This window comes from Kytococcus sedentarius DSM 20547, assembly GCF_000023925.1.
Lineage (GTDB): Bacteria > Actinomycetota > Actinomycetes > Actinomycetales > Dermatophilaceae > Kytococcus > Kytococcus sedentarius.
Window position 1 is genome coordinate 786,850 of record NC_013169.1, and the last position, 24,131, is coordinate 810,980.

21 protein-coding genes and 1 pseudogene are annotated in these 24,131 nt (G+C 71.8%); 18 read left to right on the top strand and 4 right to left on the bottom strand.

Going from position 1 to position 24,131, the window contains the following annotated elements; translation table 11 throughout:
* Positions 1-86 precede the first annotated feature (86 nt).
* Positions 87-800 carry a prepilin peptidase gene (locus KSED_RS03765; protein ID WP_143827341.1) on the bottom strand — a complete coding sequence of 238 codons (714 nt, stop codon included), beginning with the start codon at positions 798-800 and terminating at the stop codon, positions 87-89.
* A gap of 72 nt (positions 801-872) precedes the next feature.
* Between KSED_RS03765 and purN the strand changes: the two genes are divergently transcribed.
* From purN to KSED_RS03785, 4 genes are all read left to right on the top strand, one after another.
* Positions 873-1,502, top strand: a complete 630-nt coding sequence (purN, locus tag KSED_RS03770) for a phosphoribosylglycinamide formyltransferase (protein WP_012802251.1) — start codon at positions 873-875, stop codon at positions 1,500-1,502.
* Positions 1,499-3,130, top strand: coding sequence for a bifunctional phosphoribosylaminoimidazolecarboxamide formyltransferase/IMP cyclohydrolase (gene purH, locus KSED_RS03775; RefSeq protein WP_012802252.1), 1,632 nt, complete (start codon positions 1,499-1,501; stop codon positions 3,128-3,130). Before purN ends, purH begins: the two co-directional genes overlap by 4 nt.
* Before the next feature lie 94 nt (positions 3,131-3,224).
* Positions 3,225-4,073, top strand: coding sequence for a bifunctional methylenetetrahydrofolate dehydrogenase/methenyltetrahydrofolate cyclohydrolase (locus tag KSED_RS03780; RefSeq protein ID WP_012802253.1), 849 nt, complete (start codon positions 3,225-3,227; stop codon positions 4,071-4,073).
* The gene (locus tag KSED_RS03785; protein WP_012802254.1) at positions 4,060-4,404 is read left to right on the top strand and encodes a DUF3017 domain-containing protein; all 345 of its coding nucleotides are present in this window, start codon (positions 4,060-4,062) and stop codon (positions 4,402-4,404) included. The genes KSED_RS03780 and KSED_RS03785 overlap by 14 nt, the downstream gene beginning before the upstream one ends.
* Positions 4,405-4,498: 94 nt before the next feature.
* On the opposite strand, the gene KSED_RS03790 is transcribed toward KSED_RS03785, so the two are convergent.
* Positions 4,499-5,491, bottom strand: a complete 993-nt coding sequence (locus tag KSED_RS03790; protein ID WP_115306782.1) for a malate dehydrogenase — start codon at positions 5,489-5,491, stop codon at positions 4,499-4,501.
* Between the two features lie 141 nt (positions 5,492-5,632).
* Between KSED_RS03790 and trpS the strand changes: the two genes are divergently transcribed.
* A complete protein-coding gene (gene trpS / locus KSED_RS03795; protein ID WP_049758317.1) occupies positions 5,633-6,676 on the top strand; it encodes a tryptophan--tRNA ligase in 1,044 nt (347 codons plus the stop codon).
* A 21-nt stretch (positions 6,677-6,697) separates the two neighbouring features.
* On the top strand, positions 6,698-7,225 hold the full coding sequence (locus KSED_RS03800) for a 2'-5' RNA ligase family protein (protein ID WP_041291196.1): 528 nt from the start codon (positions 6,698-6,700) through the stop codon (positions 7,223-7,225).
* A gap of 61 nt (positions 7,226-7,286) precedes the next feature.
* Here KSED_RS03800 and KSED_RS03805 read toward each other — a convergent pair whose 3' ends face one another.
* Positions 7,287-8,453: a glycosyltransferase family 4 protein gene (locus KSED_RS03805; RefSeq protein WP_041290846.1), complete on the bottom strand. Its 1,167-nt coding sequence runs from the start codon at positions 8,451-8,453 to the stop codon at positions 7,287-7,289.
* Positions 8,454-8,518: 65 nt separating this feature from the next.
* On the opposite strand from KSED_RS03805, the gene KSED_RS03810 reads away from it, so the two are divergent.
* From KSED_RS03810 to KSED_RS03825, 4 genes are all read left to right on the top strand, one after another.
* On the top strand, positions 8,519-9,667 hold the full coding sequence (locus KSED_RS03810) for a mannose-1-phosphate guanylyltransferase (protein ID WP_012802259.1): 1,149 nt from the start codon (positions 8,519-8,521) through the stop codon (positions 9,665-9,667).
* Entirely contained in the window at positions 9,664-10,821 is a 1,158-nt protein-coding gene (locus KSED_RS03815) for a quinone-dependent dihydroorotate dehydrogenase (RefSeq protein WP_012802260.1), read from the top strand. The genes KSED_RS03810 and KSED_RS03815 overlap by 4 nt, the downstream gene beginning before the upstream one ends.
* Positions 10,822-11,001: 180 nt before the next feature.
* Positions 11,002-12,642, top strand: a complete 1,641-nt coding sequence (locus KSED_RS03820) for a Na+/H+ antiporter NhaC family protein (protein WP_012802261.1) — start codon at positions 11,002-11,004, stop codon at positions 12,640-12,642.
* 70 nt (positions 12,643-12,712) lie between these two features.
* Entirely contained in the window at positions 12,713-13,510 is a 798-nt protein-coding gene (locus KSED_RS03825; protein WP_198479782.1) for a BMP family ABC transporter substrate-binding protein, read from the top strand.
* On the opposite strand, the pseudogene KSED_RS03830 reads toward KSED_RS03825, so the two are convergent.
* Positions 13,501-14,823, bottom strand: a pseudogene (locus KSED_RS03830) (ISL3 family transposase). The gene KSED_RS03825 and the pseudogene KSED_RS03830 sit on opposite strands and share 10 nt — an antisense overlap.
* A gap of 170 nt (positions 14,824-14,993) precedes the next feature.
* Between KSED_RS03830 and KSED_RS03835 the strand changes: the two are divergent.
* From KSED_RS03835 to KSED_RS03865, 8 genes are all read left to right on the top strand, one after another.
* On the top strand, positions 14,994-15,353 hold the full coding sequence (locus KSED_RS03835; protein ID WP_049758320.1) for a BMP family lipoprotein: 360 nt from the start codon (positions 14,994-14,996) through the stop codon (positions 15,351-15,353).
* A gap of 40 nt (positions 15,354-15,393) precedes the next feature.
* Positions 15,394-16,998 carry an ABC transporter ATP-binding protein gene (locus KSED_RS03840; RefSeq protein ID WP_012802262.1) on the top strand — a complete coding sequence of 535 codons (1,605 nt, stop codon included), beginning with the start codon at positions 15,394-15,396 and terminating at the stop codon, positions 16,996-16,998.
* Positions 16,995-18,278 carry an ABC transporter permease gene (locus KSED_RS03845; RefSeq protein ID WP_012802263.1) on the top strand — a complete coding sequence of 428 codons (1,284 nt, stop codon included), beginning with the start codon at positions 16,995-16,997 and terminating at the stop codon, positions 18,276-18,278. Before KSED_RS03840 ends, KSED_RS03845 begins: the two co-directional genes overlap by 4 nt.
* Positions 18,275-19,609: an ABC transporter permease gene (locus KSED_RS03850; RefSeq protein WP_012802264.1), complete on the top strand. Its 1,335-nt coding sequence runs from the start codon at positions 18,275-18,277 to the stop codon at positions 19,607-19,609. Before KSED_RS03845 ends, KSED_RS03850 begins: the two co-directional genes overlap by 4 nt.
* Positions 19,610-19,632: 23 nt before the next feature.
* On the top strand, positions 19,633-20,037 hold the full coding sequence (locus KSED_RS03855) for a cytidine deaminase (protein WP_041291203.1): 405 nt from the start codon (positions 19,633-19,635) through the stop codon (positions 20,035-20,037).
* A gap of 122 nt (positions 20,038-20,159) precedes the next feature.
* The gene (locus KSED_RS03860; RefSeq protein ID WP_012802266.1) at positions 20,160-21,821 is read left to right on the top strand and encodes a sodium-dependent transporter; all 1,662 of its coding nucleotides are present in this window, start codon (positions 20,160-20,162) and stop codon (positions 21,819-21,821) included.
* Entirely contained in the window at positions 21,818-21,922 is a 105-nt protein-coding gene (locus KSED_RS14050; RefSeq protein WP_012802267.1) for a methionine/alanine import family NSS transporter small subunit, read from the top strand. Before KSED_RS03860 ends, KSED_RS14050 begins: the two co-directional genes overlap by 4 nt.
* A 118-nt stretch (positions 21,923-22,040) precedes the next feature.
* A complete protein-coding gene (locus KSED_RS03865; protein ID WP_012802268.1) occupies positions 22,041-23,630 on the top strand; it encodes a recombinase family protein in 1,590 nt (529 codons plus the stop codon).
* Positions 23,631-24,131 lie beyond the last annotated feature (501 nt).

A 24,131-nucleotide genomic window follows, 5' to 3' on the forward strand; every position in this document is an offset into this window, starting at 1 on the left:
GTTGGTGCGGGGGCTCCTCGCTGTCCGAGAGGGGTGCTCGGACCCGGCCGGGGGCGCGGCGCCGGGTCCGGGCGGTCGGCGAACCGTCAGCCGGGCACCGGGGCCAGGGTGAGCACCCACGTCGCCCAGGCCGCGCACACCATCGACGGTCCGAAGGGGAGCTGGGTGGCCCGGGTGGCCCGGCCGGCGACCATCAGGACCACGGCGACGAGCGCGCCCACGGCGAACGCCCCCCAGGCTGCGAGCAGGAAGGGGCCCCACCCCAGCCAGCCGGTGAACAGGCCGATGGAGAGCGCCAGCTTCGCGTCGCCCAGCCCGATGCCCCCGGCGGTCAGGAAGGACAGGGTGCAGTAGCCCACCCCGAGCGTCATGGCCGCGAGCACCGCGCGCCGCAGGTCGTCCCAGGCTCCGTCGGCCGCGGCGACGCCCACCAGCACGAGCAGACAGGTGGCCGCCGCCGGCAGCGTGAGGCGGTCCGGCAGGCGGTGGACGTCCAGGTCGATGGCCGATGCGGTGGCACCCGCCACGACCGCCATCACCCCCAGGCATCCCAGCAGCACCACCGGGAGCCCCGGGCGGTGCCCCTCGGCGGCGGCCTGCAGCAGCGGGGCCCCGAGCGCGGCCGGGACCGCCACGCCCACGGCGGCCACCCAGGGCAGCCACCCGAAACGGGGGACCGGTGAGGGGGGGTCCTCCGGGCGCCGGTGGGCGCCCCCGGCCAGTCGCCCCCGGACGTGCCCGGTCGCCAGCAGCCCCAGGGTCCCCGTCAGGCAGGCGAGGAACAGGGCGGTCATCGGCATGTCCGCACCGTAGCGATCCGAGCGGGGTGGCTGCCGGGTGGCGTCCACAGCCGCGGCGTTACCCTGTGGCCCGTGACACAGGTCCAGCTCGGCCCCACCTCCCACCGCCTGCGCGTGGTCGTCCTGCTCTCCGGAGCCGGTTCCACAGCCCGGGCGGTCCTCGATGCGGCCGACGGCACAGCGCCCTTCGAGGTGGTCGCGGTGGTGGCCGACCGGCCCGCCGAGGGGCTGGACCACGCGGCCACCCGCGGCCTGCCCACGGCCCTGGTGGCCCCGGCCGACCACGCCGACCGGGCCGCGTGGGACGCAGCGCTGGCCCAGGTCGTCGCCGTCCACCGCCCCGACCTGGTGCTCTCGGCGGGGTTCATGCGCCTCCTCGGCCCGGCCTTCCTCGAGCGCTGGGGCGGGCTGACCCTCAACTGCCACCCGGCCCTGCTGCCCTCCTTCCCCGGTGCGCACGGGGTGCGGGACGCGCTGGAGCACGGCGTGGCCGTCACCGGGTGCACCCTCCACCTCGTCGATGCGGGGACCGACACCGGCCCGATCCTGGACCAGCGCGCCGTGCGCGTGGAGCCCGGGGACGACGAGGCCACCCTCCACGAACGCATCAAGGTCGCCGAGCGCGAGCTCCTGGTGACCACGCTGACCCGCATCGCCACCGGCGGTGTGACCCTCCACGACCGAAAGGCCACCTGGGCATGACCCCCACCGACACCGTCCGGCCCATCCGCCGCGCCCTGATCAGCGTCTACGACAAGACGGGCCTGGACGAGCTCGCCCGGGGCCTAGCCGACGAGGGGGTCGAGATCGTCTCCTCCGGCGGGTCCGCAGCCCACCTGCGCGAGATCGGGGTCCCGGTCACCGCGGTCGAGGAGGTCACCGGCTTCCCCGAGTGCCTCGACGGGCGGGTCAAGACGCTGCACCCGGCCATCCACGCCGGCATCCTGGCCGACCGCACGCGCGCGGACCACAGCGCGCAGCTGGAGGACCTCGGGGTGGCCGGGTTCGACCTGGTGGTGGTGAACCTCTACCCCTTCGCCGAGACCGTGGCCTCGGGCGCCGACCGTGCGGCCATCATCGAGAAGATCGACATCGGCGGGCCGTCGATGGTGCGTGGCGCCGCCAAGAACCACGCGAGCGTGGCGGTGGTGGTGGACCCCACGTCCTACCCACAGGTGCTCGATGCGGTGCGCGCCGGCGGGTTGGACCTGGCGACCCGCGTGCAGCTCGCCACCCGCGCCTTCGCCCACACCGCGGCCTACGACGTGGCCGTCTCGACGTGGATGGCCGAGCAGGGCACCGTCGGCGCCGCACCGGATGCGTCGGTCGAGTCGGACGCGACGGGTGGCGACCGTCCGGCCCCCGCCTTCGCCGCCGACCGTTCGGCGGCCTGGGAGCTCGCCGAGACCCTGCGCTACGGGGAGAACCCGCACCAGGCGGCCGCGCTCTACCGCGAGCCGCAGGCGGGGGAGCGGGTGGCGCCGGGCGTGGCCTCGGCGGTGCAGCTGCACGGCAAGGCGATGAGCTACAACAACTACGTCGACGCCGATGCCGCGTGGCGGGCCGCCCACGACCACGGCGACCAGCCGACCGTGGCGGTCGTCAAGCACGCCAACCCGTGTGGGATCGCGGTGGGGCCGGACATCGCCACGGCCCACGAGCGCGCCCACGCGTGCGATCCGGTGAGCGCCTTCGGGGGCATCATCGCGGCCAACCGGGAGGTCACCGAGGAGATGGCCTCCACCGTGGCCGGCATCTTCACCGAGGTGGTGATCGCCCCCTCGTTCGCCCCGGCGGCCGTGGAGCTGCTCACCGCCAAGAAGAACATCCGCCTGCTCACCGCCGTCGCCCCGCAGCGCCAAGGGTTGGAGCTCCGCCCCATCAGCGGGGGCCTGCTGGTCCAGCAGCGCGACGTGCTGGACGCCCCGGGTGACGTGGCGCGGGCGTGGGAGCACGTGTCCGGCGAGCCGGCCGACGAGGCGACCCTGGCCGATCTGCAGTTCGCCTGGCGGGCCGTGCGCGCCACCAAGTCCAACGCGATCCTGCTGGCGAAGGACGGCGCGAGCGTCGGCATCGGCATGGGCCAGGTGAACCGGGTGGACTCCTGCCACCTGGCGGTCTCCCGGGCGGGACGGGAGCGAGCTCGCGGCGCGGTCGCCGCATCGGACGCCTTCTTCCCCTTCGCCGACGGCCTCCAGGTGCTCCTGGACGCCGGGGTCCGGGCGGTGGTGCAGCCCGGTGGGTCGATGCGGGACGAGGAGGTCGTCACCGCCGCGCGGGAGGCCGGGGTGACCATGTACCTGACCGGCACCCGGCACTTCGCGCACTGAGGGCGACGCGGGGCCTCCCCGTCCACCGGGAGCCTCCGCGACGCCGCGGCCGGGGGTCCTGCGCGCCTGTGCCGCCCCGTGGGACGATGCAGGCATGACGGCGCGGATCCTGGACGGTCGAGAGCAACTGCGAGCCATCAAGGAGGAGCTCACCGGACGGGTGGCCGCCCTCCTGGAGGCGGGACACACCCCGGGGCTGGCGACGGTCCTGGTGGGGGAGGACCCCGGCAGCCAGTGGTACGTGGGGGCCAAACACCGCGACTGCGAGCAGATCGGCCTGCCGAGCTACCGCCACGACCTGCCGGCAGACGCCACCCAGCAGCAGGTCGAGGAGCTCATCGACGCGCTCAACGAGGACTCCCGCGTGACCAGCTTCCTCGTGCAGCAGCCCACGGGGCTGGACGAGTTCGCCCTGCTTTCGCGGGTGGCGCCCCACAAGGACGTCGACGGGCTGCACCCGCACAACCTCGGGTCGCTGGTGCACGGGGTCGACGCCCCCCGGGCCTGCACGCCCGCCGGCATCATCGAGCTGTTGCGGCGCCACGACGTGCCGCTGGCCGGCGCCGAGGTCGTCGTGGTCGGGCGCGGACTGACCGTCGGGCGGCCGCTGGCCCTGATGCTCGCCCTGCGGGAGGTGAACGCCACCACCACCGTGGTGCACACCGGCACCCGCGACCTGCCGTCCCACCTGCGCCGCGCGGACGTCATCGTCGCCGCCTCCGGCGTGCCGGGCATGGTGACGGCCGACATGGTGAAGCCCGGTGCTGCCGTGCTGGACGTGGGGGTCTCCCGCGTGGACGGGCAGATCGTGGGGGACGTGGCTCCGGAGGTTTCCGAGGTGGCCGGCTGGACCAGCCCCAACCCCGGTGGTGTGGGCCCGATGACGCGCGCCATGCTGCTGTCGAACGTGGTGGAGGCTGCCGAGCGTGATGCGGCCGCCTGAGCCCCGCGAGGGTGAGACCGGCTGGTGGGCGGCGCCGCTGCGCGACAAGCGCGGGCCGGCGATCCACCCCGGCGAGGGTCTGGGCGACCTGGCCCTGTGGTGGTTCCCGGCCGTCTGCTTCACGGTGGGCTTCGTGATGGTTCTCCTGCACGAGGTGCGCTTCGGGATCCTGGTCATGGCGGTGGGATCCGCAGGCGGGGCCGTGGCCCGCGCGATCGTCCCGCGGCGTGCGGCCGGTGGGCTGGCCCTGCGCAGCCGCGGGGTGGACGTGGCCATGTGGACCCTGATGGCCGTGCTCCTGTGGGTGATGTCGCGGGCCATCGAGCTCTGAGGCGGTGCGCCCGCGCGCCGGTCAGGACGTGGCGCACACACGATGGCGGGCCACCCCCGAGGAGGCGGCCCGCCATCGTGTGTGCTGTGTGGTCTCAGCCCTCGATGAGGCCCTTGGCGCGCACGGTGTCGCGCTCCTCGCTCAGCTCGGCGACGGTCGCGTCGATCTTGCCCTGGGAGAACTCGTTGATCTCGAGGCCCTGGACGATCTCGTACTCGCCGTCCTTCGTGGTCACCGGGAAGGACGAGATGAGCCCCTCGGGGACGCCGTAGGAGCCGTCGGAGCGCACGGCCATGGAGGTCCAGTTGCCCTCGGCGGTGCCGGACAGCCAGGTGCGCGTGTGGTCGATCGTGGCCGAGGCGGCCGACGCCGCGGAGGACGAGCCCCGCGCCTCGATGATGGCCGCGCCACGCTGCGAGACGGTGGGGATGAAGTCGTTCTCCAACCACTGCTGGTCGTCCACGACCTCGGCTGCGTTCTCGCCGTTGATGGTGGCATGGAAGATGTCCGGGTACTGGGTGGCCGAGTGGTTGCCCCAGATGGTCATGCGCTGGATGTCGTTGATGGACACACCGGCCTTCTTGGCCAGCTGGGCCAGGGCGCGGTTGTGGTCCAGCCGGGTCAGCGCCGAGAAGCGCTCGGCCGGGATGTCCGGGGCGTTGTTCATGGTGATCAGCGCGTTGGTGTTCGCGGGGTTGCCGGTCACCGTGACGCGGATGTCGTCGGCGGCGTTGTCGTTGAGCGCCTTGCCCTGGCCGGTGAAGATCTGGCCGTTGGCCTCCAGCAGGTCCGAGCGCTCCATGCCCTTGCCGCGGGGGCGCGCGCCCACCAGCAGGGCGACGTTCGCGCCGTCGAAGATGGTGTTGGCGTCGTCCCCGATCTCGACGCCGGAGAGCAGCGGGAAGGCGCTGTCGTCGAGCTCCATCACCACGCCCTCCAGGGCCTCCAGGGCCGGGGTGATCTCCAGCAGGCGGAGCTGGACGGGGGTGTCGGGGCCGAGCAGCTCGCCCGACGCGATGCGGAAGAGCAGGGAGTAGCCGATCTGACCGGCGGCGCCGGTCACGGCAACCTTGACGGGCTGGGTCACGAGAACCTCCTGGGTGATGACGTGGATCTGCGCCAACGGTACTGCCTGTGGTGCGGGCCACCGCACCGACCACCACGAGGCCCGGGACGAGCCCACCAGCCGGGCGCCGGCGGTGCGCGCTTCCAGTGACAGAATGACGCCATGAGCGCCGACCCCAATCCCAGCTTCCAGCATGAGGGAACCCCGCGGGTGTTCTCCGGCATGCAGCCCACCTCCGACTCGTTGCACCTGGGCAACTACCTCGGTGCGCTGTCGCAGTGGGGGCCGATGCAGGACGGTCACGAGGCGCTGTTCTGCGTGGTGGACCTCCACGCCGTCACCCTGCCGATGGACCCGGAGTTGCTCCGCCAGCGCACCCGTCGCACGGCGGCCCAGTTCATGGCCGGCGGCGTGGACCCGGAGCGCTCGGCGCTGTTCGTGCAGTCGCACGTGCCCGAGCACGCCGAGCTGGCGTGGCTGCTGAACTGCATCACCGGCTTCGGGGAGGCCAGCCGCATGACGCAGTTCAAGGACAAGGCCGCCCGACAGGAGGCCGGCAACGCCTCGGTGGGCCTGTTCACCTACCCGATGCTGATGGCCGCCGACATCCTGCTCTACGACACGGCCCTGGTGCCGGTGGGGGAGGACCAGGTGCAGCACGTCGAGCTCACGCGCGACCTCGCCCAGCGGTTCAACCACCGCTACGGCCCCTCGCTCGTGGTGCCCGAGTACCGCGTCACCAAGGAGTCGGCGCGGGTGATGGACCTGCAGGATCCCACCAGCAAGATGAGCAAGTCGGCGAGCACCGACAAGGGCGTCATCTGGTTCCTCGAGGACGCGAAGGCCTCCACCAAGAAGATCAAGTCGGCCGTCACGGACAACGACGGTGTGGTGGCCCACGACGTGGAGAACAAGCCGGGCGTGACGAACCTGCTGAACATCCACGCCGTGGCCTCCGGCGAGTCGGTCGCCGAGCTCGTCGCCCGCTTCGACGGCCAGGGCTACGGGGCACTGAAGGTCTCGACCGCCGAGGCCGTCGAGGCCCTGCTGGCGCCGGCCCGCGAGCGGGCCAACGAGCTGCTGGAGGACCCGGCCGAGCTCGACCGCATCCTGGCCCGCGGTGCCGAGCGCGCCCGGGCGATGGCCGCACCGGTGCTGGACCGGGCGCGGGAGGCCATGGGCTTCCTCCCGGCCGCGAGGCCCTGAGGGCCGGGTGCCACCGTGACCATGGACATCGGGGTCGCCATCCCCGTGCCGAGCCCCTGGGGGGACGAGCTGCGCCACGCCCGCCTGGGTTTCGGCGACGAGCAGGCGCGGGCGATCCCGACCCACATCACCCTGGTGCCCCCGTTCACGATGCCGCGAGCGGCCCGCGGGGAGGTGGCCGACCACCTGGCTGCGGCCGCGGCCGCGACCCGGCCGTTCACCGTCGAGCTGCGGGGGACGGCGACCTTCCGCCCCGTCTCCCCGGTGGTGTTCACCCCCTTGGTGCGTGGCATCGCCGAGTGCGAGCAGCTCGAGCGGCGGGTGCACGCCGGACCGCTGGCGATCGAGCTGCAGTTCCCGTACCACCCCCACGTGACGGTGGCCCACAACGTGCCCGACGAGGCCCTGGACCGCGCGATGGCCGAGCTGGAGGGGCTGCGGGCCACCTTCACCGTGGACCACTTCACCCGGTACGTGTCCGGGCCGGACGGCGTGTGGCGTCCGTTGGACTCCTGGGAGCTGGGCACCGGCGCCTGCCGCACCCTCTGACCTGCGGGCGTTCCCGCCGCGGTGCGGCGCGCCGTGGTGGCCCGCCGCGCCGCCGTCCGCCTCAGACCACGCGGCGCGCGGCGGCGTGCAGCGGGATGACCTGCTCGTAGTACTCGATGAGGCGGTCCACCATCGCGCTCCAGGAGCGCCCCTCGACGGCCGTCCGTCCGGCGCGGCCCATCCGCTCGCGCTCCGCGGCTGCATCGGGCCCGAGCACCAGCTTCTCCACGCAGGCGCGCAGGTCGCCCGGGCGGTCGGGGTCGAACAGGTAGCCCGTCCCGCCGTGGTCGATGAGGTCGATGGGGCCGCCGCGGGCCGGTGCCACCACCGGCAGCCCCGCTGCTGCGCCCTCCTGCAGGGTCTGCCCGAAGGTCTCGCGGGTGCCGGCGTGGACGAACAGGTCGAACGCGGCGTAGGCGTCGGCGAGCTCCTCGCCCTCCATGCGGCCCAGGAACGCGGCGGTGGGGAACTGGTGGCCCAGCAGGTCCCGGCTGGGCCCGTCGCCGACGAAGACCAGGCGCGCCCCGGGCAGGTCGGCGAGCTCGAGGAAGCGGTGGAGCTCCTTCTCCGGTGCGAGCCTGCCCACGTACCCGAGCAGCACCTCGCCCCGGGGTGAGAGCTCCGCCTTCAGGCGGCGCACCGCATCGGTCTGCTTGCGGTCGGGGTGGAACAGCTTGGCGTCCACCCCGCGCCCCCACAGGGCGGTGCGGGGGATGTCGTGCTCCCGCAGGTCCGTCAGCGCCGCCTGCGAGGGGGCCAGGGTGAGGTCGGCCTGGGCGTGGATGCGGCGGATCCAGCGCCAGGTGGCGTTGGCGGCGAGGTGGCCGGCCGGACCGGAGTGCTGGCGGATGTAGCTGGGCATGTCGGTCTGGTAGATCGCCACGGTGGGGACGCGCAGCTGGCGCGCGACCGACAGGGCGTTGACCCCGAGCACGAAGGGGGAGGCGACGTGCGCCACATCGGGCTTGAACCCCCGGAACACGGCCTCGGTGTCGTACCCCGGCATGCCCACCCGGAACTTGCGCACCGGCACCGAGGCCACCGGGTGCACGGGGAACCCGGCGTAGGTGGTCGGCACCTGGTCCTCGGGGGCGAGGGTGGAGGAGCGGGGGCACACCACAGCGGCCTCGTGCCCCTTGTCGGCGAGGCACTCGAGCACCTTGCAGACGCTCGTGGTGACCCCGTTCAGGGAGGGGAGGAAGGACTCGGTGACGATGGCGACGCGCACCCGAGTCACGGTGCCCCCCGCGGGGCGAGTTGTCCAACCCGGCGCGCCGGATAGTGTTTCGCCCCATGACCACCGGCACCGACAGCGCGCCCGTCGACGGCTTCTGGGGGATCGTGCCTGCAGGCGGCTCCGGGACCCGCCTGTGGCCCGTCTCCCGCTCCTCGGCCCCCAAGTTCCTCCAGGACATGACCGGCGAGGGCCGTTCCATGCTCCAGGCCACCCTCGACCGGCTGCGGCCCCTCTCGGGCGACCGCCTCACCATCGTCACCGGCTCCGCGCACGCCGACCGCGTGCGCGAGCAGGTGGCCGGTGAGGCCCTCGGCGGCGGGGTCGCCGGGCTCGGGGCCGACGGCCTGGTCGTGGAGCCCGAGCCGCGGGAATCCATGCCGGCCATCGGCCTGGCCGCGGCGATCATCGCGCGGCACGACCCCGAGGCCGTGATCGGCTCCTTCGCCGCCGACCACCTCGTGGGCGACGAGGAGACCTTCCGCGCCTGCGTCCGCGAGGCCGTCGCCGTGGCGCGCACCGGCAAGCTGGTGACGATGGGCATCGAACCGACCCGCCCGGCCACCGGCTTCGGGTACATCCGCCTCGGCGAGGCACTTCAGGTGCCCGGCGCGCCCTCGGCCCACGCAGTGCGTGCCTTCCACGAGAAGCCGCATGCCGCTCGCGCCGAGCGCTTCCTGGCCGAGGGCGGGTACCGCTGGAACGCCGGCATGTTCGTGGTGAAGGCCACGGTGCTGCTGGACCTGCTGGCCCGGGAGCACCCGGACATGGTGGAGTCGTTGACCACCATCGCCGCCGACGACGACCTGCGCCGGCTGGACGACCTCTGGGCGCCGCTGACGAAGATCGCCATCGACCACGCCGTGGCCGAGCCCGCGGCCGCCACCGGCGACGTGGCCTGCGTACCCGGCGACTTCCCGTGGGACGACGTGGGCGACTTCGGGTCCCTCGGAGCGGTCCTCGGTCGGCTGGGCGCCGGCCGGGAGGTCGACGGGCTGGTGACCACCGGGGCCGGTGAGGTGATCGGTGAGGACGCCACCGGTTTCGTGATGACCTCCAAGGGCCGCACGGTGGTCACCATGGGGCTGGACGACGTCGTGGTCGTCGACACCCCCGATGCGGTGCTCGTCACCACCCGCGAGCGGGCCCAGGACGTCAAGGGCATCGTGGCCCGGCTCAACGAGATCGGACGCGAGGACCTGACGTGACCCAGCGGGGCGACCTGCCGGCACGGACCGGCCCGGCACGCACCGGCCCGTCGGGTGCCGGCGCGGTGCGGGAGCGGGTGCTGGGCGGGGGCTACGAGCACCTCGCCCGCCCGGTGCTCTTCCGTCTCGGGGGCGGCGATGCGGAGACCGCCCACCACACGACCCTGCAGGGGGCGGCAGCGGCCGCCCGGGTGCCGGGCCTGCTGCACCTGGTCGCCGCTGCGACCGGGGGACTGGCACCCGGTCAGCCGGCCGGCGGCCGCGTGGTGTGCGCTGGGGTCGCCTTCGGGCACCGGGTGGGGCTGGCCGCCGGCGTGGACAAGGACGGCACGGCCCTGCTGACCTGGCAGGCACTCGGGCTGGGCCACGTGGAGCTCGGCACCGTCACCCCGCGTCCGCAGCACGGCAACCCGCGGCCGCGGGTACACCGGCTGCGTGCCAGCCGAGCGGTCCTGAACGCGATGGGCTTCCCGAACGCCGGCGTCGAGGCAGCGGTCCACCGGCTGCGGGTGGCCCGGGACGAGGGGCTGACCATCCCGGTCGGGCTCTCGATCGGCAAGAACAAGGACACGCCCCTGGCACGTGCGCTCGAGGACTACGCCGCGTGCGTGCGGGTGGCCGCCGGCCTGCCGGACTACCTGGCGGTGAACATCTCCTCGCCCAACACCCCGGGCCTGCGCGGGCTCGCCGACCCCGAGCCGCTGCGCGCCCTGCTCGCCGGCGTGGTGGCCGCCGAGCGGGAGCGGGCAGACGCAGCAGGGACCCCGCCGGTGCCCGTCCTGTGCAAGGTGGCGCCGGACATGGACGACGCGGCCCTGCACGCGGCGGTCGGCATCGCCCAGGAGGAGGGCGTGGCCGGCATCATCGCCACGAACACGACCCTGCGACGCGACGGCCTCACCGCCGAGGACCGCGCGTGGGTGGGCCCCGAGCGCCCCGGTGGGGTCTCGGGGGCGCCGCTCACGGACCGAGCCCGCGAGGTGGTGCGGCTGGTGCGCGCCGGCTGCGACCTGCCGGTCGTCGGGGTGGGCGGGGTCATGACGCCGCAGGACGGCGTGGAGCTGGTGCGCGCCGGCGCGGACCTGGTGCAGGTGTACACCGGCTTCATCTACGCCGGGCCGGCCCTCGTCGCGGGCATCGCCGCACGCACCTGAGGGCCGGGGGAGCGGCTGGGCCGCCCGGGGAGGAGGTCTTGCCGACGGCGGCCCCTTCGGGCGGAGGATCTCCGGTGAGGCCCTGCGTGCCGGGCCGCCTTCCGGCACCTGGCCCGGGGGCCGGAAAAGCCCGTGGACGGAGCCCTCGGGGGGCGGTGCGCGCGCCCTAGGATTCGCCCCGTGACCGTCCTGACTGCCGATGCCCCGTCCGCCTGGCTCGATGCCGCCCCTTGGCTGAGTCTCGTGCCGCCCCTCATCGCGGTGGGGCTGGTCGTGGCCACCAAGCGGGTGATGCCCTCGCTGGGGGCCGGCATCATCGCCGCGGGCCTGATCCTGTTCGACGGCAACCCGCTGGAGGCGGCCCGCGCCATCGGCACGGCGCTGCTGGAGATCGTGTGGGTGGTGACCGGCGACCCGGACGAGCGCGGCTTCAACGACTACAACGCGCTGATCATCCTGTTCCTGTTCATGCTCGGGGTCATCACGGCGTTCATCACCATGAGCGGCGGTGCCCGCGCCTTCGCCCAGTGGGCCTCGGGGCACATCCGGACCCGGCGCGGCGCCCAGGGGATGGCCGCCCTGCTGGGCGTGGCGATCTTCATCGACGACTACTTCAACGCGCTCGCGGTGGGCCAGATCTCCAAACCGGTCACCGACGCGCGGAAGGTCTCGCGCGCCAAGCTGGCCTACCTCATCGACTCCACCGCCGCGCCGGTCTGCGTGCTCGCGCCCTTCTCCAGCTGGGGCGCCGGCATCATCCTGCTGGTGGCACCGATCGTGGCGGCAGCGGGTCTGGACCACTCCGCGCTCGGCGCCTTCCTGGCCACCGTGCCCCTGAACTACTACGCGTGGGTGGCGCTGGTCCTGGTGGGGCTGGTGGTCGTGCTCGGCGTGGACGCCGGGCCCATGCTCAAGGAGGAGGAGCGCGCGCTGCGCACCGGCGACGCCATCGACCCCTCCGAGAACCCGGCCGGGGAGCTCACCGAGGACCTGCCGGTGAAGCGGCCCGGGCGCATCCTGGGGCTCATCGCTCCCTTCCTCGCGCTCACCCTGGGCGTCGTGGCCGCCCTGTTCATCACCGGCTACCGCGCAGCGGTCGAGGCCGGGGTGCAGTCGCCCTCGGTGCTGGAGATGTTCGAGAACACGCAGGTCACCCACTCGCTGGCCTGGGGTGGACTGCTGGGCCTGGTGGTCGCGGTGGGCGTCTACCTGGCGGAGACCGCGGCCGACGGGCGCTTCGGGGGCAAGGAGTTCGGCCTGGGCTGGCTCAACGGCATCCGCTCGATGCTGCCGGCCGTCCTGGTGCTCGTGCTCGCGTGGGTGACCGCGGCCCTCATCAGCACGCTGGGCACCGGGGAGTACCTGGCGGGCCTGGTCGAGTCTTCTGGTCTGGCGGCTGTCTGGCTGCCGTTGGTGCTCTTCGTCGTGGCCGCCGCGATCGCCTTCGCGACCGGCACCTCCTGGGGGAGCTTCGGCATCCTGCTGCCGATCGGCGGCGAGATGCTGATGGGGGTCGACGCCCCGGAGCTGGTCATCCCCGCACTGGGTGCGGTGCTGGCCGGCGCGGTGCTGGGGGACCACTGCTCGCCGATCTCGGACACCACCATCCTCTCGGCCACCGGTGCCGGCACCTCCCTGCCGCTCCACGTCAACACCCAGCTGCCCTATGCCCTGACCGGCGGCGTGGCCTCGGCCCTCGGGTACGCGGTGCTCGCCGTCACGGGAAACGGGCTGGTCGGGCTGGTCGTGGCGGTGGGGTCCGTGATCGCAATCGTGTTGGGGCTGAGGGCCACTGGCGTGGCCCGCGCGGCTCGCGCGTGACGGGTCACTCGGCGGCGTACGATGTGCGCCGTGTCACGCCCGTGTGGCACAGACCCCCACAGGAGTGATCATGCGAGTTTCGATGAAGGTGGCCAGCGTCCTCGCGGCCGGTGCCCTGGCCCTCTCAGCGTGTGGCGAGGCCCCCGAGGAGGAGTCCGGCGGTTCGAACGGCGGCGAGACCTCGGCCCAGTCCGGTGGCTCCGGCGAGGAGTCGGGCGAGTCCGGCGCGTCGGGCTCCGGTGAGTCCAGCCAGGCGGCCGGCGGCGAGGTCGACAAGAACTACAAGGCCTGCATGGTCTCCGACCAGGGCGGCTTCGACGACCAGTCGTTCAACCAGACCTCCTACGCGGGCCTCGAGCGCGCGGAGAAGGAGCTGGGCGTGCAGATCGCGACCGTCGAGTCCAGCAGCCCCGCGGACTTCGACCCCAACGTGGACAGCCTCATCAACCAGCAGAACTGCAACCTGGTGATCGGCGTCGGCTTCATGCTCGAGGACGCCATCCAGTCGGCCGCCGAGCAGCACAGCGACATCGACTTCGCGCTGGTGGACGCCGCCCTGGCCGACGGCGACGAGCCGACCACCGCCGAGAACGTGCGTCCGCTGCTCTTCAACACCGCGGAGGCCGCGTTCCTGGGCGGATACCTGGCGGCCGGCACGAGCGAGACCGGCAAGGTCGCGACCTTCGGTGGCGTCCAGATCCCCTCCGTGGCGGTCTTCATGGACGGCTTCGCCGATGGCGTCAAGCACTACAACGAGGCCAAGGACGGGGACGTCCAGGTGCTCGGCTGGGACAAGGAGTCGCAGGACGGTGCCTTCTCCGGTGACTTCGAGAACATCGGTCAGGGCAAAACGGCTCTTCACAGATGAGGGTGTAGGTGGGGTCTGAAGCCGCCGGTCTCGAGCAGGCTGCGGGCGATGTAGTTGGTGAGGTTGCGGAAGCCGAGGGCGGAGCCGCGGAGGTGTTCCAGGCGTCCGTTGAGGGCCTCGGTGGGCCCGTTGGATGTGCCGGGCCGGTCGAAGTAGGCGAGCACGTCGGCGGCGCGCTTGGCCAGGGTCCGGCCCAGCGTGGTGAGCTCGACCAGTGGCTGCGGGATGCCGGCGCCCAGGTCTGTGATCAGTTTGTCCATCAACTCCCGGCCCTGGCGCCGGTCCTGGTGCCGGTAGGCGGCGATCATGCGCTGGTAGATCCCCCAGGTCGCCTCGACCTCGAGGTGTTCCTCTGCCGCGAAGAGCGCGTGCAGGCGGTCGTTCTGCTTGTCGGTGAGCAGGTCCGCGCCGGTGTGCAGGGTTCGGCGGGCCTTGTAGAGCGGGTCGTCCTTGAATCCTCGGTGGCCGTGGATCATGAGCTGGACCCGGCGTCGGCACGCATCCAGGGCGTCGCCGGCCAGTCGAACGACGTGGAAGGGGTCCATCACCGCGACCGCGTCGGGGACCTCCTCGGCGGCGGCGGTCTTGAAGCCGGTGAACCCGTCCATCGCGACCACCTCGACCCTGTCGCGCCAGGGCTGGTCGCGGTCGGCCAGCCAGGTCTTGAACACGGCCTTGGAGCGGCCTTCGACCATGTCCAGTAGCCGGGCCGGGCCAGTGCCGTCGCGAACCGGGGTGAGGTCGATGATCACGGCCGGCGTACTTGTCGCCCTTGCGGGTGTGGCGCCACACGTGCTCGTCTACGCCGAGGACACGCACCGAGTCGAACCGGGCTGGGTCATCGATCAAGACCCGCTTGCCTTCGGCCAGGACCGCGTCGTTCGCGGTGTTCCAGGCAACACCGAGGCCTTCGGCGACGCGAGACATCGTCAAGTGCCCGACCACGATCCCTTCGAGTGCCCACCGCAGCCCGGCCCGGGAGATCTTCGCTCGTGGTTCAGCCGCGGCGGTGGTGTCCTGCCGCCACACATGACCGCACCCGGCGCACCGGTACCGGCGGATCGTGACCAACAGAGTCGTGGGGCGCCAGCCCAGCGGTTCATGGGCCAGTTCCCGGGTCACGGTGTCACGCGGGACACCCTGACAACCGCACCGCCGGCACCACTGGTCCGGCTCCACGACCCGGCAGGCCAGCACGGCACGGTCGGGTTCGAGCCGTTGGCCCACTGCTTCCAGGCCGAGCACGTCCAGACGGCAGTCAGGTCAGGGTGGTCGAACAAATCAGCGCGGCCACCGACGGTAGCGTCGTACATGTCGAGGTCTTTCGAGATGGGCGTGTAGGAACCTCCATCCTCGGAAGACCTCGACCCCTACCCCCACACCGACGCGCCACCCGACCGCGCGACATGCCCTACACCCTCATCTATGAAGAGCCGGCAAAACCCTCACCGAGCAGTTCCTGGCCCAGGACGTGGACGTCGTGATGCCGGTCGCCGGTCCGGTCGGTGCCGGTGCCGCCCAGGCCGTCGAGGGCAAGGACGGTGCGAAGCTGATCTGGGTGGACACCGACGGCTACGAGTCCACCGAGTACGGCGACATCATCGTGTCCTCGGTCGTCAAGAAGATGGACGAGGCCGTGTTCAACGCGGTGCAGCAGGGCGCCTCCGGCTCCTTCGACAACACCCCCTACGTGGGCACCGTCGAGAACGAGGGCGTGGGCCTGGCCCCGTTCCACGACTTCGAGGGCGAGATCTCCGACGAGCTCAAGTCCGAGCTGGACGACCTGCGCGGTCAGATCGCCTCCGGCGACCTGACGGTCGAGTCCGAGAACACCCCGAAGTGACCACTGGCGGTACCCGGGAACCCACGACGGGAGTCGCTCGATGAAGCTGGAACTCCAGGGCATCACCAAGGCCTTCGGGCCGGTGGTGGCCAACCGCGACATCAACCTCGTGGTGGAGCGTGGTGAGATCCACGCCCTGCTGGGTGAGAACGGTGCCGGCAAGAGCACGCTCATGAACGTGCTCTACGGCCTGCACCAGCCCGACGAGGGGAGCATCCTGCTCGACGGGCAGACCGTCCGCTTCTCCGGACCCGGCGACGCGGCGGCGGCCGGCATCGGCATGGTGCACCAGCACTTCATGCTCGTGCCGGTCTTCACCGTGGCCGAGTCCATCGCCCTGGGCCACGAGGGCTCCGGTGTGATGCTGGACCTGGGTACCGCCCGTCGCCGGGTCCGGGAGCTGTCGGAGCGCTTCGGCTTCGACATCGACCCGGACGCGGTGATCGAGGACCTTCCCGTCGGCGCGCAGCAGCGCGTCGAGATCATCAAGGCCCTGAGCCGCGACGCGAAGATCCTCATCCTCGATGAGCCCACCGCCGTGCTCACCCCGCAGGAGACCGACGAGCTGATCGGCATCATGCGGGAGCTGGCGGCCTCGGGCACGTCGATCGTGTTCATCACGCACAAGCTCCGGGAGGTCCGCGCCATCGCCGACCGCATCACCGTGATCCGTCGCGGTGAGGTGGTCGGCGAGGCCGACCCCGCGAGCACCGAGGGCGAGCTGGCCGCCCTGATGGTGGGCCGCTCGGTCTCGATGCAGGTGGCCAAGGAGCCGGCCACCCCCGGGGAGGTCGTGCTGGACGTGCAGAAGCTGCGCGTGGTGGCCGACAACGGCACGGTCATGGTCGACGACATCGACCTGCAGGTGCGCTCCGGGGAGATCCTGGGCGTCGCCGGCGTGCAGGGCAACGGCCAGACCGAGCTCACCGAGGTGCTCCTGGGCACCCAGGAGGCCGATGGGGGGAGCGTCACCCTGGCGGGGCGCGACCTGCTGCGCGAGTCCGTGCACAAGCGCCTCACCAGCGGGATGGGCTTCATCCCGGAGGACCGTTCCACCGACGGCGTGGTCGCGACCTTCACCATCGCCGAGAACCTCGTGCTGGACCGGTACTCCTCCCCGGAGGTCGGCAACGGCATCAGCCTCTCGCCGCGCAAGATGACCGAGAACGCCGAGCGGCGCGTCGAGGAGTACGACATCCGCATCGGCTCGGTGCACGACCCCATCAGCACCCTGTCCGGTGGTAACGCGCAGAAGGTGGTCGTGGCCCGGGAGATGGGGCGCGATCTGACCCTGCTCGTGGCCAGCCAACCCACGCGTGGTGTGGACGTCGGCTCCATCGAGTTCATCCACCAGCAGATCGTGGCCGAGCGGGACGCCGGCACCCCGGTGGTGATCGTGTCCACCGAGCTCGACGAGGTGCTGGCCCTGTCGGACCGGATCGCGGTGATGTACCGCGGCCGGATCGTCGACATCGTGCCCGGTGGAACCCACCGCGACGTGCTCGGCCTGATGATGGCCGGGGTGCCGGCCGAGGAGGCCCGCGCCAGCGCCGCCACCCACGAGACCGCCCTGAGCGCCGCCGACCAATCCGACACCGACACCGACACCGGCGCCACCCGCCTGCCGTCCGAGGAGGACCGATGACGACCCCCGGCACGGAGCCGACGACCACCGAGCCGTCCGAGCTCACCGGTGGGGGAGCCTCCCCCGACGCCCGCGAGCAGGCCAGCCTGTTCCACCGCATCGTCACCGGGAACCTCCTCATCTCGGCCCTGGCCGTGGTGCTGGCGCTCGTGCTGGGTGCGGTGCTCATCGCCATCGCCGACGAGGAGGTGCGCGAGGCCGCGACCTACTTCTTCGCCCGTCCGGGCGACCTGCTCGGCGCGTTGTGGACCGCGGTCTCCGAGGCCTACGTCTCGCTCTTCAAGGGCGCGGTCTTCAACCCCGACGGCGACACCTTCGCCCGGCAGATCCGGCCGCTGACCGAGTCGCTGGTCTTCAGCGTGCCGCTGATCCTGGCGGGTCTCGGTGTGGCCGTGGCCTTCCGCGCCGGCCTGTTCAACATCGGTGCGCAGGGGCAGATCATCCTCGGTGCGATCATCGGCAGCTACCTGGGCTTCAGCTTCGACCTGCCCCCGGTGGTCCACCTGGTCGTGGCCGCCCTGGGTGCCGCCCTCGGTGGCGCGCTGTGGGGGTTCATCCCCGGTCTGCTCAAGGCCCGCACCGGCGCCAACGAGGTGATCGTCACGATCATGCTCAACTACACCGCCGTGTACCTGGTGGCCTACCTGCTCACCACCCCGGCCTTCCAGGAGGACGGCTCCAACCAGCCGAAGTCGCCCCGGCTGGGTGAGAACTCCCTGTGGCCGAACCTGCTCGGTGACGACTTCCGCCTGAACGCCGCCTTCCTGGTCGCCCTGCTGGCGACCGTCGCCGTGTGGTGGCTGCTGGAGCGCTCCACCCTGGGCTTCCGCCTGCGGGCGGTCGGCGTCAACCAGGACGCGGCCCGCACCGCTGGCATGAACGTCGGTACCGTCACCATCGCCGCGATGGTGATCGCCGGTCTGCTGGCCGGCCTGGCCGGCTCGGCGCAGGTGCAGGGCACCGAGCAGTTCCTCACCGCGGGCATCGCGGGCTCCCTCGGGTTCGACGCCATCACCGTGGCGCTCCTGGGCCGGTCGCGTGCCTGGGGCGTCCTCTGGGCGGGCCTGCTGTTCGGCGCGCTCAAGGCCGGCGGGTTCGTCATGCAGTCGGTGACGCAGACCCCCATCGACATCATCCTCGTCCTGCAGTCGGTCATCGTCCTGCTGATCGCGGCGCCGCCGCTGGTGCGGATGGTGTTCCGCCTGCCCGATCCCGACCGTCCGCGGCGCCCCCGTGCCGCGCGTCCCGCCCGTTCGGCGAAGCAGGAGGCCGCAGCATGAGCACCCCGATGGCCCCCGCCACCACTCCTGCCGCCACGCCGGGTGACGCCGAGCGGCGCACCGGGCCCGCGGCCCAGGGCATGGCCCACACCTCCCGCAAGCCCCGATGGGGGGTCGCTGCGGTCTACCTGCTGGGCCTGCTGCTGATGTGGGGCGTGTACGTCCTGCGCAGCCCGGCCGACGCGGAGACGACCTTCCGGTTCACCGGCTCCGACGTGCTCTTCCAGATCCCCGAGGTGACGGTCCCGTCGTGGCTGACGGCGGTCCTGCTGGGCGTGTTGTTCGCCGCCACCACGGCCTGGGTCGTCTGGGCCAAGGGTCGCCCCCCGGCGTGGGTGCACGTCGTCGGCGGCCTGGCCTTCATCATCGCCACCCTCGTGTGGGCCGCGGCGGGTACCGGGGCCGTGGTCCCGGTGACTTCGCTGCTGGCCGGGGCGCTGGCGCTCTCGGTGCCGCTGATCTACGGCGCCATGAGCGGCATCCTCTGCGAGCGGTCGGGCGTCATCAACATCGCCATCGAGGGCCAGCTGCTGTTCGGCGCCTTCGCCGCGGCGGTGGTGGCCTCGTTGGCGGCCAACGCCTGGTTCGGCCTCATCGCGGCGCCGATCGCCGGAGCCCTGGTGGGCGCCCTGCTGGTGCTCTTCGCCGTGGTCTTCCGCGTCGACCAGATCATCGTCGGCGTGGTGCTCAACACCCTGGTGCTGGGCCTGACCGGCTTCTTCTTCTCCACCCTGCTCAGCCAGGACCGCGCCACGTGGAACGCCCGACAGTCGCTGCCGGAGCTGCCCATCCCGTTCCTGTCGGAGATCCCGGTCCTCGGCCCGGTGCTCTTCAAGCAGACGATCCTGGTGTACCTGATGTACGTCCTGCTGGTCGTGCTGCACGTGATGCTCTTCCGTTCCGCCTGGGGCCTGCGCACCCGCGCCATCGGGGAGCACCCCAAGGCCGCGGACACCGTGGGCGTGGACGTCAACCGCCTGCGCGTGGTCAACACGCTCATCGGCGGCGCCGTCGCCGGCCTCGGTGGCGCCTTCTTCACCATCGGTGCGGGGCTGGCCTTCGGACGCGACATGTCCGCGGGCAACGGCTTCATCGCCCTGGCGGCGATGATCCTGGGCCGGTGGAGCCCCAAGGGTGCCGTGGTGGCCGCGCTGTTGTTCGGGTTCACCAAGAACCTCGGCAACGTGCTGTCCTCCATCGGCTCGCCGCTGCCCACCGACCTGCTGCTGATGCTGCCCTACCTGGTCACGATCGTGGCCGTGGCCGGGCTGGTCGGCAAGGTGCGGGCCCCGGCCGCCGAGGGCAAGGCCTACGTGAAGGGGCGCTCGTGAGCACCCCGGACGACGCCGGCTCGATGCGGGGCGAGGCGCCCCGCATCGAGTGGGACGCCCTGCTCGATGCGGCGCGCGCGGCCATGCGCCGCGCCTACGCCCCCTACTCGGGCTACCCGGTCGGCGCGGCCGGCCTGGTGGAGGACGGGCGCGTGGTCTCGGGCTGCAACGTGGAGAACGCCGGCTACGGCGTCACCCTGTGCGCGGAGTGCGGGATGGTCAGTGAGCTGGTGAACTCCGGCGGTGGACGCCTGGTCGCGGTGGCCTGCGTGCAGCGCGACGGCGAGGTCGTCATGCCCTGCGGCCGGTGCCGCCAGCTGCTCGTGGAGCACGGGGGCCCCGAGTGCCTGGTGACGGCGCCGGACGGCACGCCCCGGACCGTGGCGGAGTTGGTGCCGCTGGCCTTCGGGGCCGACGACCTGGCCTGAGCCCCACGGCACTTCGTCACAGTTCGGCAATGATTTCTCGCCGTGCGGATGACGGCGGTGGGGTGCGGGGTGCAGGAGGGGGAGACTTCGGCCGTCCTGTTCCTTCGAGACCGAGGTCAACGATGTCTCAGAATGCTGGCGGCGCCACCGCGTACCGCCCCTCCGCGCCCCCCGAGGCGGGCAACGGTGGCCGCGAGGCCTTCTCAGCCCGCAGCGTCTTCATCCTCGCCGCCATCGGCTCGGCGGTGGGCTTGGGCAACATCTGGCGCTACCCCATGGTCGCCTACGAGAGCGGTGGCGGCGCCTTCCTGATTCCCTACCTGGTCGCGCTGACCACCGCAGCCATCCCGCTGCTCTTCCTGGACTACGCACTGGGGCACAAGTACCGCGGGGCCTCCCCGCTGGCCTTCAAGCGACTGCGCCGCTGGCTGGAGCCCTTCGGCTGGGTGCAGGTGCTCATGTGCTTCGTCATCGCCACCTACTACGCCGTGGTCCTGGCGTGGGCGCTGCGCTACTTCTTCTACGCGTTCACCACTGAGTGGGGCTCCGACACCGGCGCCTTCTTCGAGGGCGAGCTGCTGGAGGTCACCGAGATCGGCGCGCTGGGCCACTTCGTGACTCCCACGCTGATCGCCCTGGCCGGGCTGTGGATCCTCTGCATCGGCATCGTGGCGGTCGGTGTGGACAAGGGCATTGGCCTGGCCAACCGCGTCTTCCTGCCGCTGCTGATCCTCGTGTTCGGCGCGCTGGTGGTGCGGGCGCTGTTCCTGGAGGGTGCGGCCACCGGCCTGGACGCCTTCTTCACCCCGGACTGGAACGCCATCAAGGACCCGGACGTCTGGGTGGCGGCCTACGGCCAGGTGTTCTTCAGCACCTCGGTGGCCATCGGCGCCATGCTCACCTACGCGTCGTACCTCAAGCGCAGGACCAACCTCACCGGCTCCGGCCTGGTGGTCGGCTTCTCCAACGCCAGCTTCGAGGTGCTCGCGGGCATCGGCGTGTTCGCCTGCCTGGGCTTCCTCGCCGTGCAGCAGGGGGTCGGCGTGGAGGACGCCGCGGCCGGTGGGCCGGGCCTGACCTTCGTGGTCTTTCCCGCCCTGATCAACGAGATGCCCTTCGGCAACGTCTTCGGTGTGCTCTTCTTCGGCTGCCTCGTGGTCGCGGGCATCACCTCGCTGATCAGCCTGATGCAGGTGGTCGGTGCGGCCTTTGGCGAGAAGTTCGGCCTGGCCCCGCGCACCGGCACGCTGGTGACCGGTGCGGTCATGGCTGCCGTGTCGGTGTTCTTCTACGCCCGGAGCACGGCCCTGCACGTGCTGGACGTCACGGACAACTGGGTGAACAACGTGGTCCTGGTGACCGCTGCCGGGCTGGCGGCGCTCGCCGTGGCCTTCGCCGCCCGGGCCCTGCCGGAGCTGGCCCGCCACCTCAACGCGGTGAGCTCCTTCAAGGTCGGCCGCCTCTGGATGCTGTGCGTCGCCGTGATCACCCCGGCCGTGCTCGCCCTGGCCACCTGGCAGAGCGTGAGCACCCTCGTCAGCGACGGGTACCCGTCCGGCACCGACGACGCCGGCAACCCGGTCTACTACCCCTCCGAGTTCGTCAACATCTTCGGCTGGGGCATGACCGCCGCGCTGGTGGTGCTCGCCCTGCTGCTCTCCGTCATCCCCTGGATCAAGGAGCACGAGCGGGCCCGCGCCCACGAGCTCGACGAGCACGGCAACGACCTGAACGACCCCGCGGGGCACCGTTCGCCCGAGTACGTGGAAGGAGGCCGGGCATGAGCACCGAGGCCATCATCATGATGATCGCGTACCTCACGGTGGTCTGGGGAGCCCTCGGGCTCGCCCTGCGCCACCTGATGGCCCACCCGGACGAGGACTGAGTCCCGCCCGCACCAGGTCGCACCGTGGCCCCCGTCCTGCACCGCAGGGTGGGGGGCACGCGCGTGCCGTGGGCTAGCAAACGTACCTGCGTCTTGACAGACGAAAGAGGTACCCGCCATGAGCATCGCGACCCCGACCCGCACGACCACCAGCCCGAGCGCCGCTGTTCAGCGGTTGCGGGTGGTGCTGTACGTCCGCATCAGTGACGACCCCGAGGGCACCGAGAAAGGTGTCGAGCGGCAGGAGGCGGACTGCCGCGATTATGCCGAGTCGCTGGGCTTCGAGGTGGTGGAGGTGTTCCGGGAGGACGACACCTTGGCGTTCAAGCAGCGCACGATCACCCTCCCGACCGGGGAGAAAGTGCGGCGTGTGGTTCGGCCACGGTTCCGGGCCATGCTGTCGTTCCTGACGCAGGGGCGTGCGGAGGCGATGATCGCCTACGACCTCGACCGGGCCGTGCGCGACCCCCGCGATCTGGAAGACCTGATCGACGCCAAGGTGCTGTACGGGTTCCGGGTGCTCTCCACCACCGGCAGCCTGCGCCTGGACAACGACTCGGACATCGCGATGGCGCGGGTGCTGGTGGAGATGGCGAACAAGTCGTCGGCGGACACGGCTCGACGGGTCGCCAGGGCGTCGAAGCAGCAGGCCATCGACGGCAAGTGGCATGGTGGCCGCGCCCCCTACGGGTACCGGATGGGCGACTCGACGCTGTATGTGGTGCCGGAGCAGGCGGCGCTGGTGCGGGAGGCGGCGGATCGTCTGCTGGCCGGGGAGTCGGTCTACGCGATCATCCAACGCTGGCACCGGCGCGGCGAGTCCTCCGCGCTGGGGAAGCGGTGGACGGAGAGCGCGTTGGTCCGGATCATGCGCAACCCGGCGCTGAAAGGTGCCCGAACCTATCTGCCGATGCTGCCGGACGGGTCGCGCTCGACTGTTCCTGAGACGGTCACCGACGGCAACTGGACGCCGATCCTCGACGTGACCACCTGGCAGCGGGTCAACGACGTGCTCGCCGCTCGCACCGCGAAGTCGCAGGGAGGGCCGGGAGCAATCAAGCGGGTCTACCCGTTCACCGGGCTGATCCGGTGCGCCGAGTGCGGCACCGCGATGTACCGGCAGGGCGACTTCTACACCTGCGGGAACAAGCAGTTCAACACCTGCCATCGCTCGGTGAAGATGACCGAGGTCACCGCGCTGGTCGAGGATGCGGTGCTGTCGGTCTTCTCCCGCCTTGCCCTGACCCCGGAGACGCTGCCTGCCCGCGACGGCAGCGAGACCGAGCGTGCACATGACGAGTTGTCGGTGCTGATCGACTCCGACCGGACGGTGCTGAACCGGCTCGATGACGACCACTACGACGGTCTGATCGACCGGGCGACCTGGGCGCGGCAGCGCTCACGGCTGACCGAGCGGATCAGTACCCGGCAGCGGGAGTATCAGCAGCACCTCGCCCGCAAGCCCGTCCTGGACGTGGACATCGACCTGGGCACGGTTGCCTCGGAATGGGCCGAGCGGACGGCGCAGTGGAAGTACGACGCGGCCAGCATCGTGCTCGAAGCCGTACTCATCCACGGCCACCCCAAGGGCGTGTCTCCGATCGTCTCGCGTCGTCGGGATGAGCCCGACGAGACCTATCAGGCGCGGTTGCGGGAGCACCGGCAGAGCCTACTCGCCCGCCGGGTCGAGTTCGTCTGGTGTGCGTGAGAGCGTGAGCGGCGGTTTCGGAAGCCCGCACAAGGCCCGCAGCCGTGCCCGCGCCCGCCGGTCGACGATGCCCGGCGACAGGCCCTGCGCCTCGCGTGTCTCCCGCGCCAGACGCGCCCCGAACGACTCGGGAACGTCGCCGGGTGCAGGTGGTGCGGTCGTGGTCGTGGTGGTGTGCTGCGTGGAGGTCATGGAGGTCAGGTACGACCGGCCGACCACAACATCTGGTATTCGTTGCCGGGTTGAGGTACTATATGCAGACTTATCCACAGGGAGCGCGGCCAGCACGGGCCTCACAGCGGGGCAGCCCACGGGGGTGCCGATTCGGCACCGCCGTGAACCGCCGAGGTCAACGCCTCGCGGTTCCGTCACCGTGGCGGCACCGTGAGAGGCGCGGATCGGTAAAACCCCAGGTCGCACGGTGGGGCCAAATTGCCACCACCGTCAGCAGTGGCGACGGGGGCGGAAATTTTCCACCCCCGTTGGCCTCGGAACGGCTCC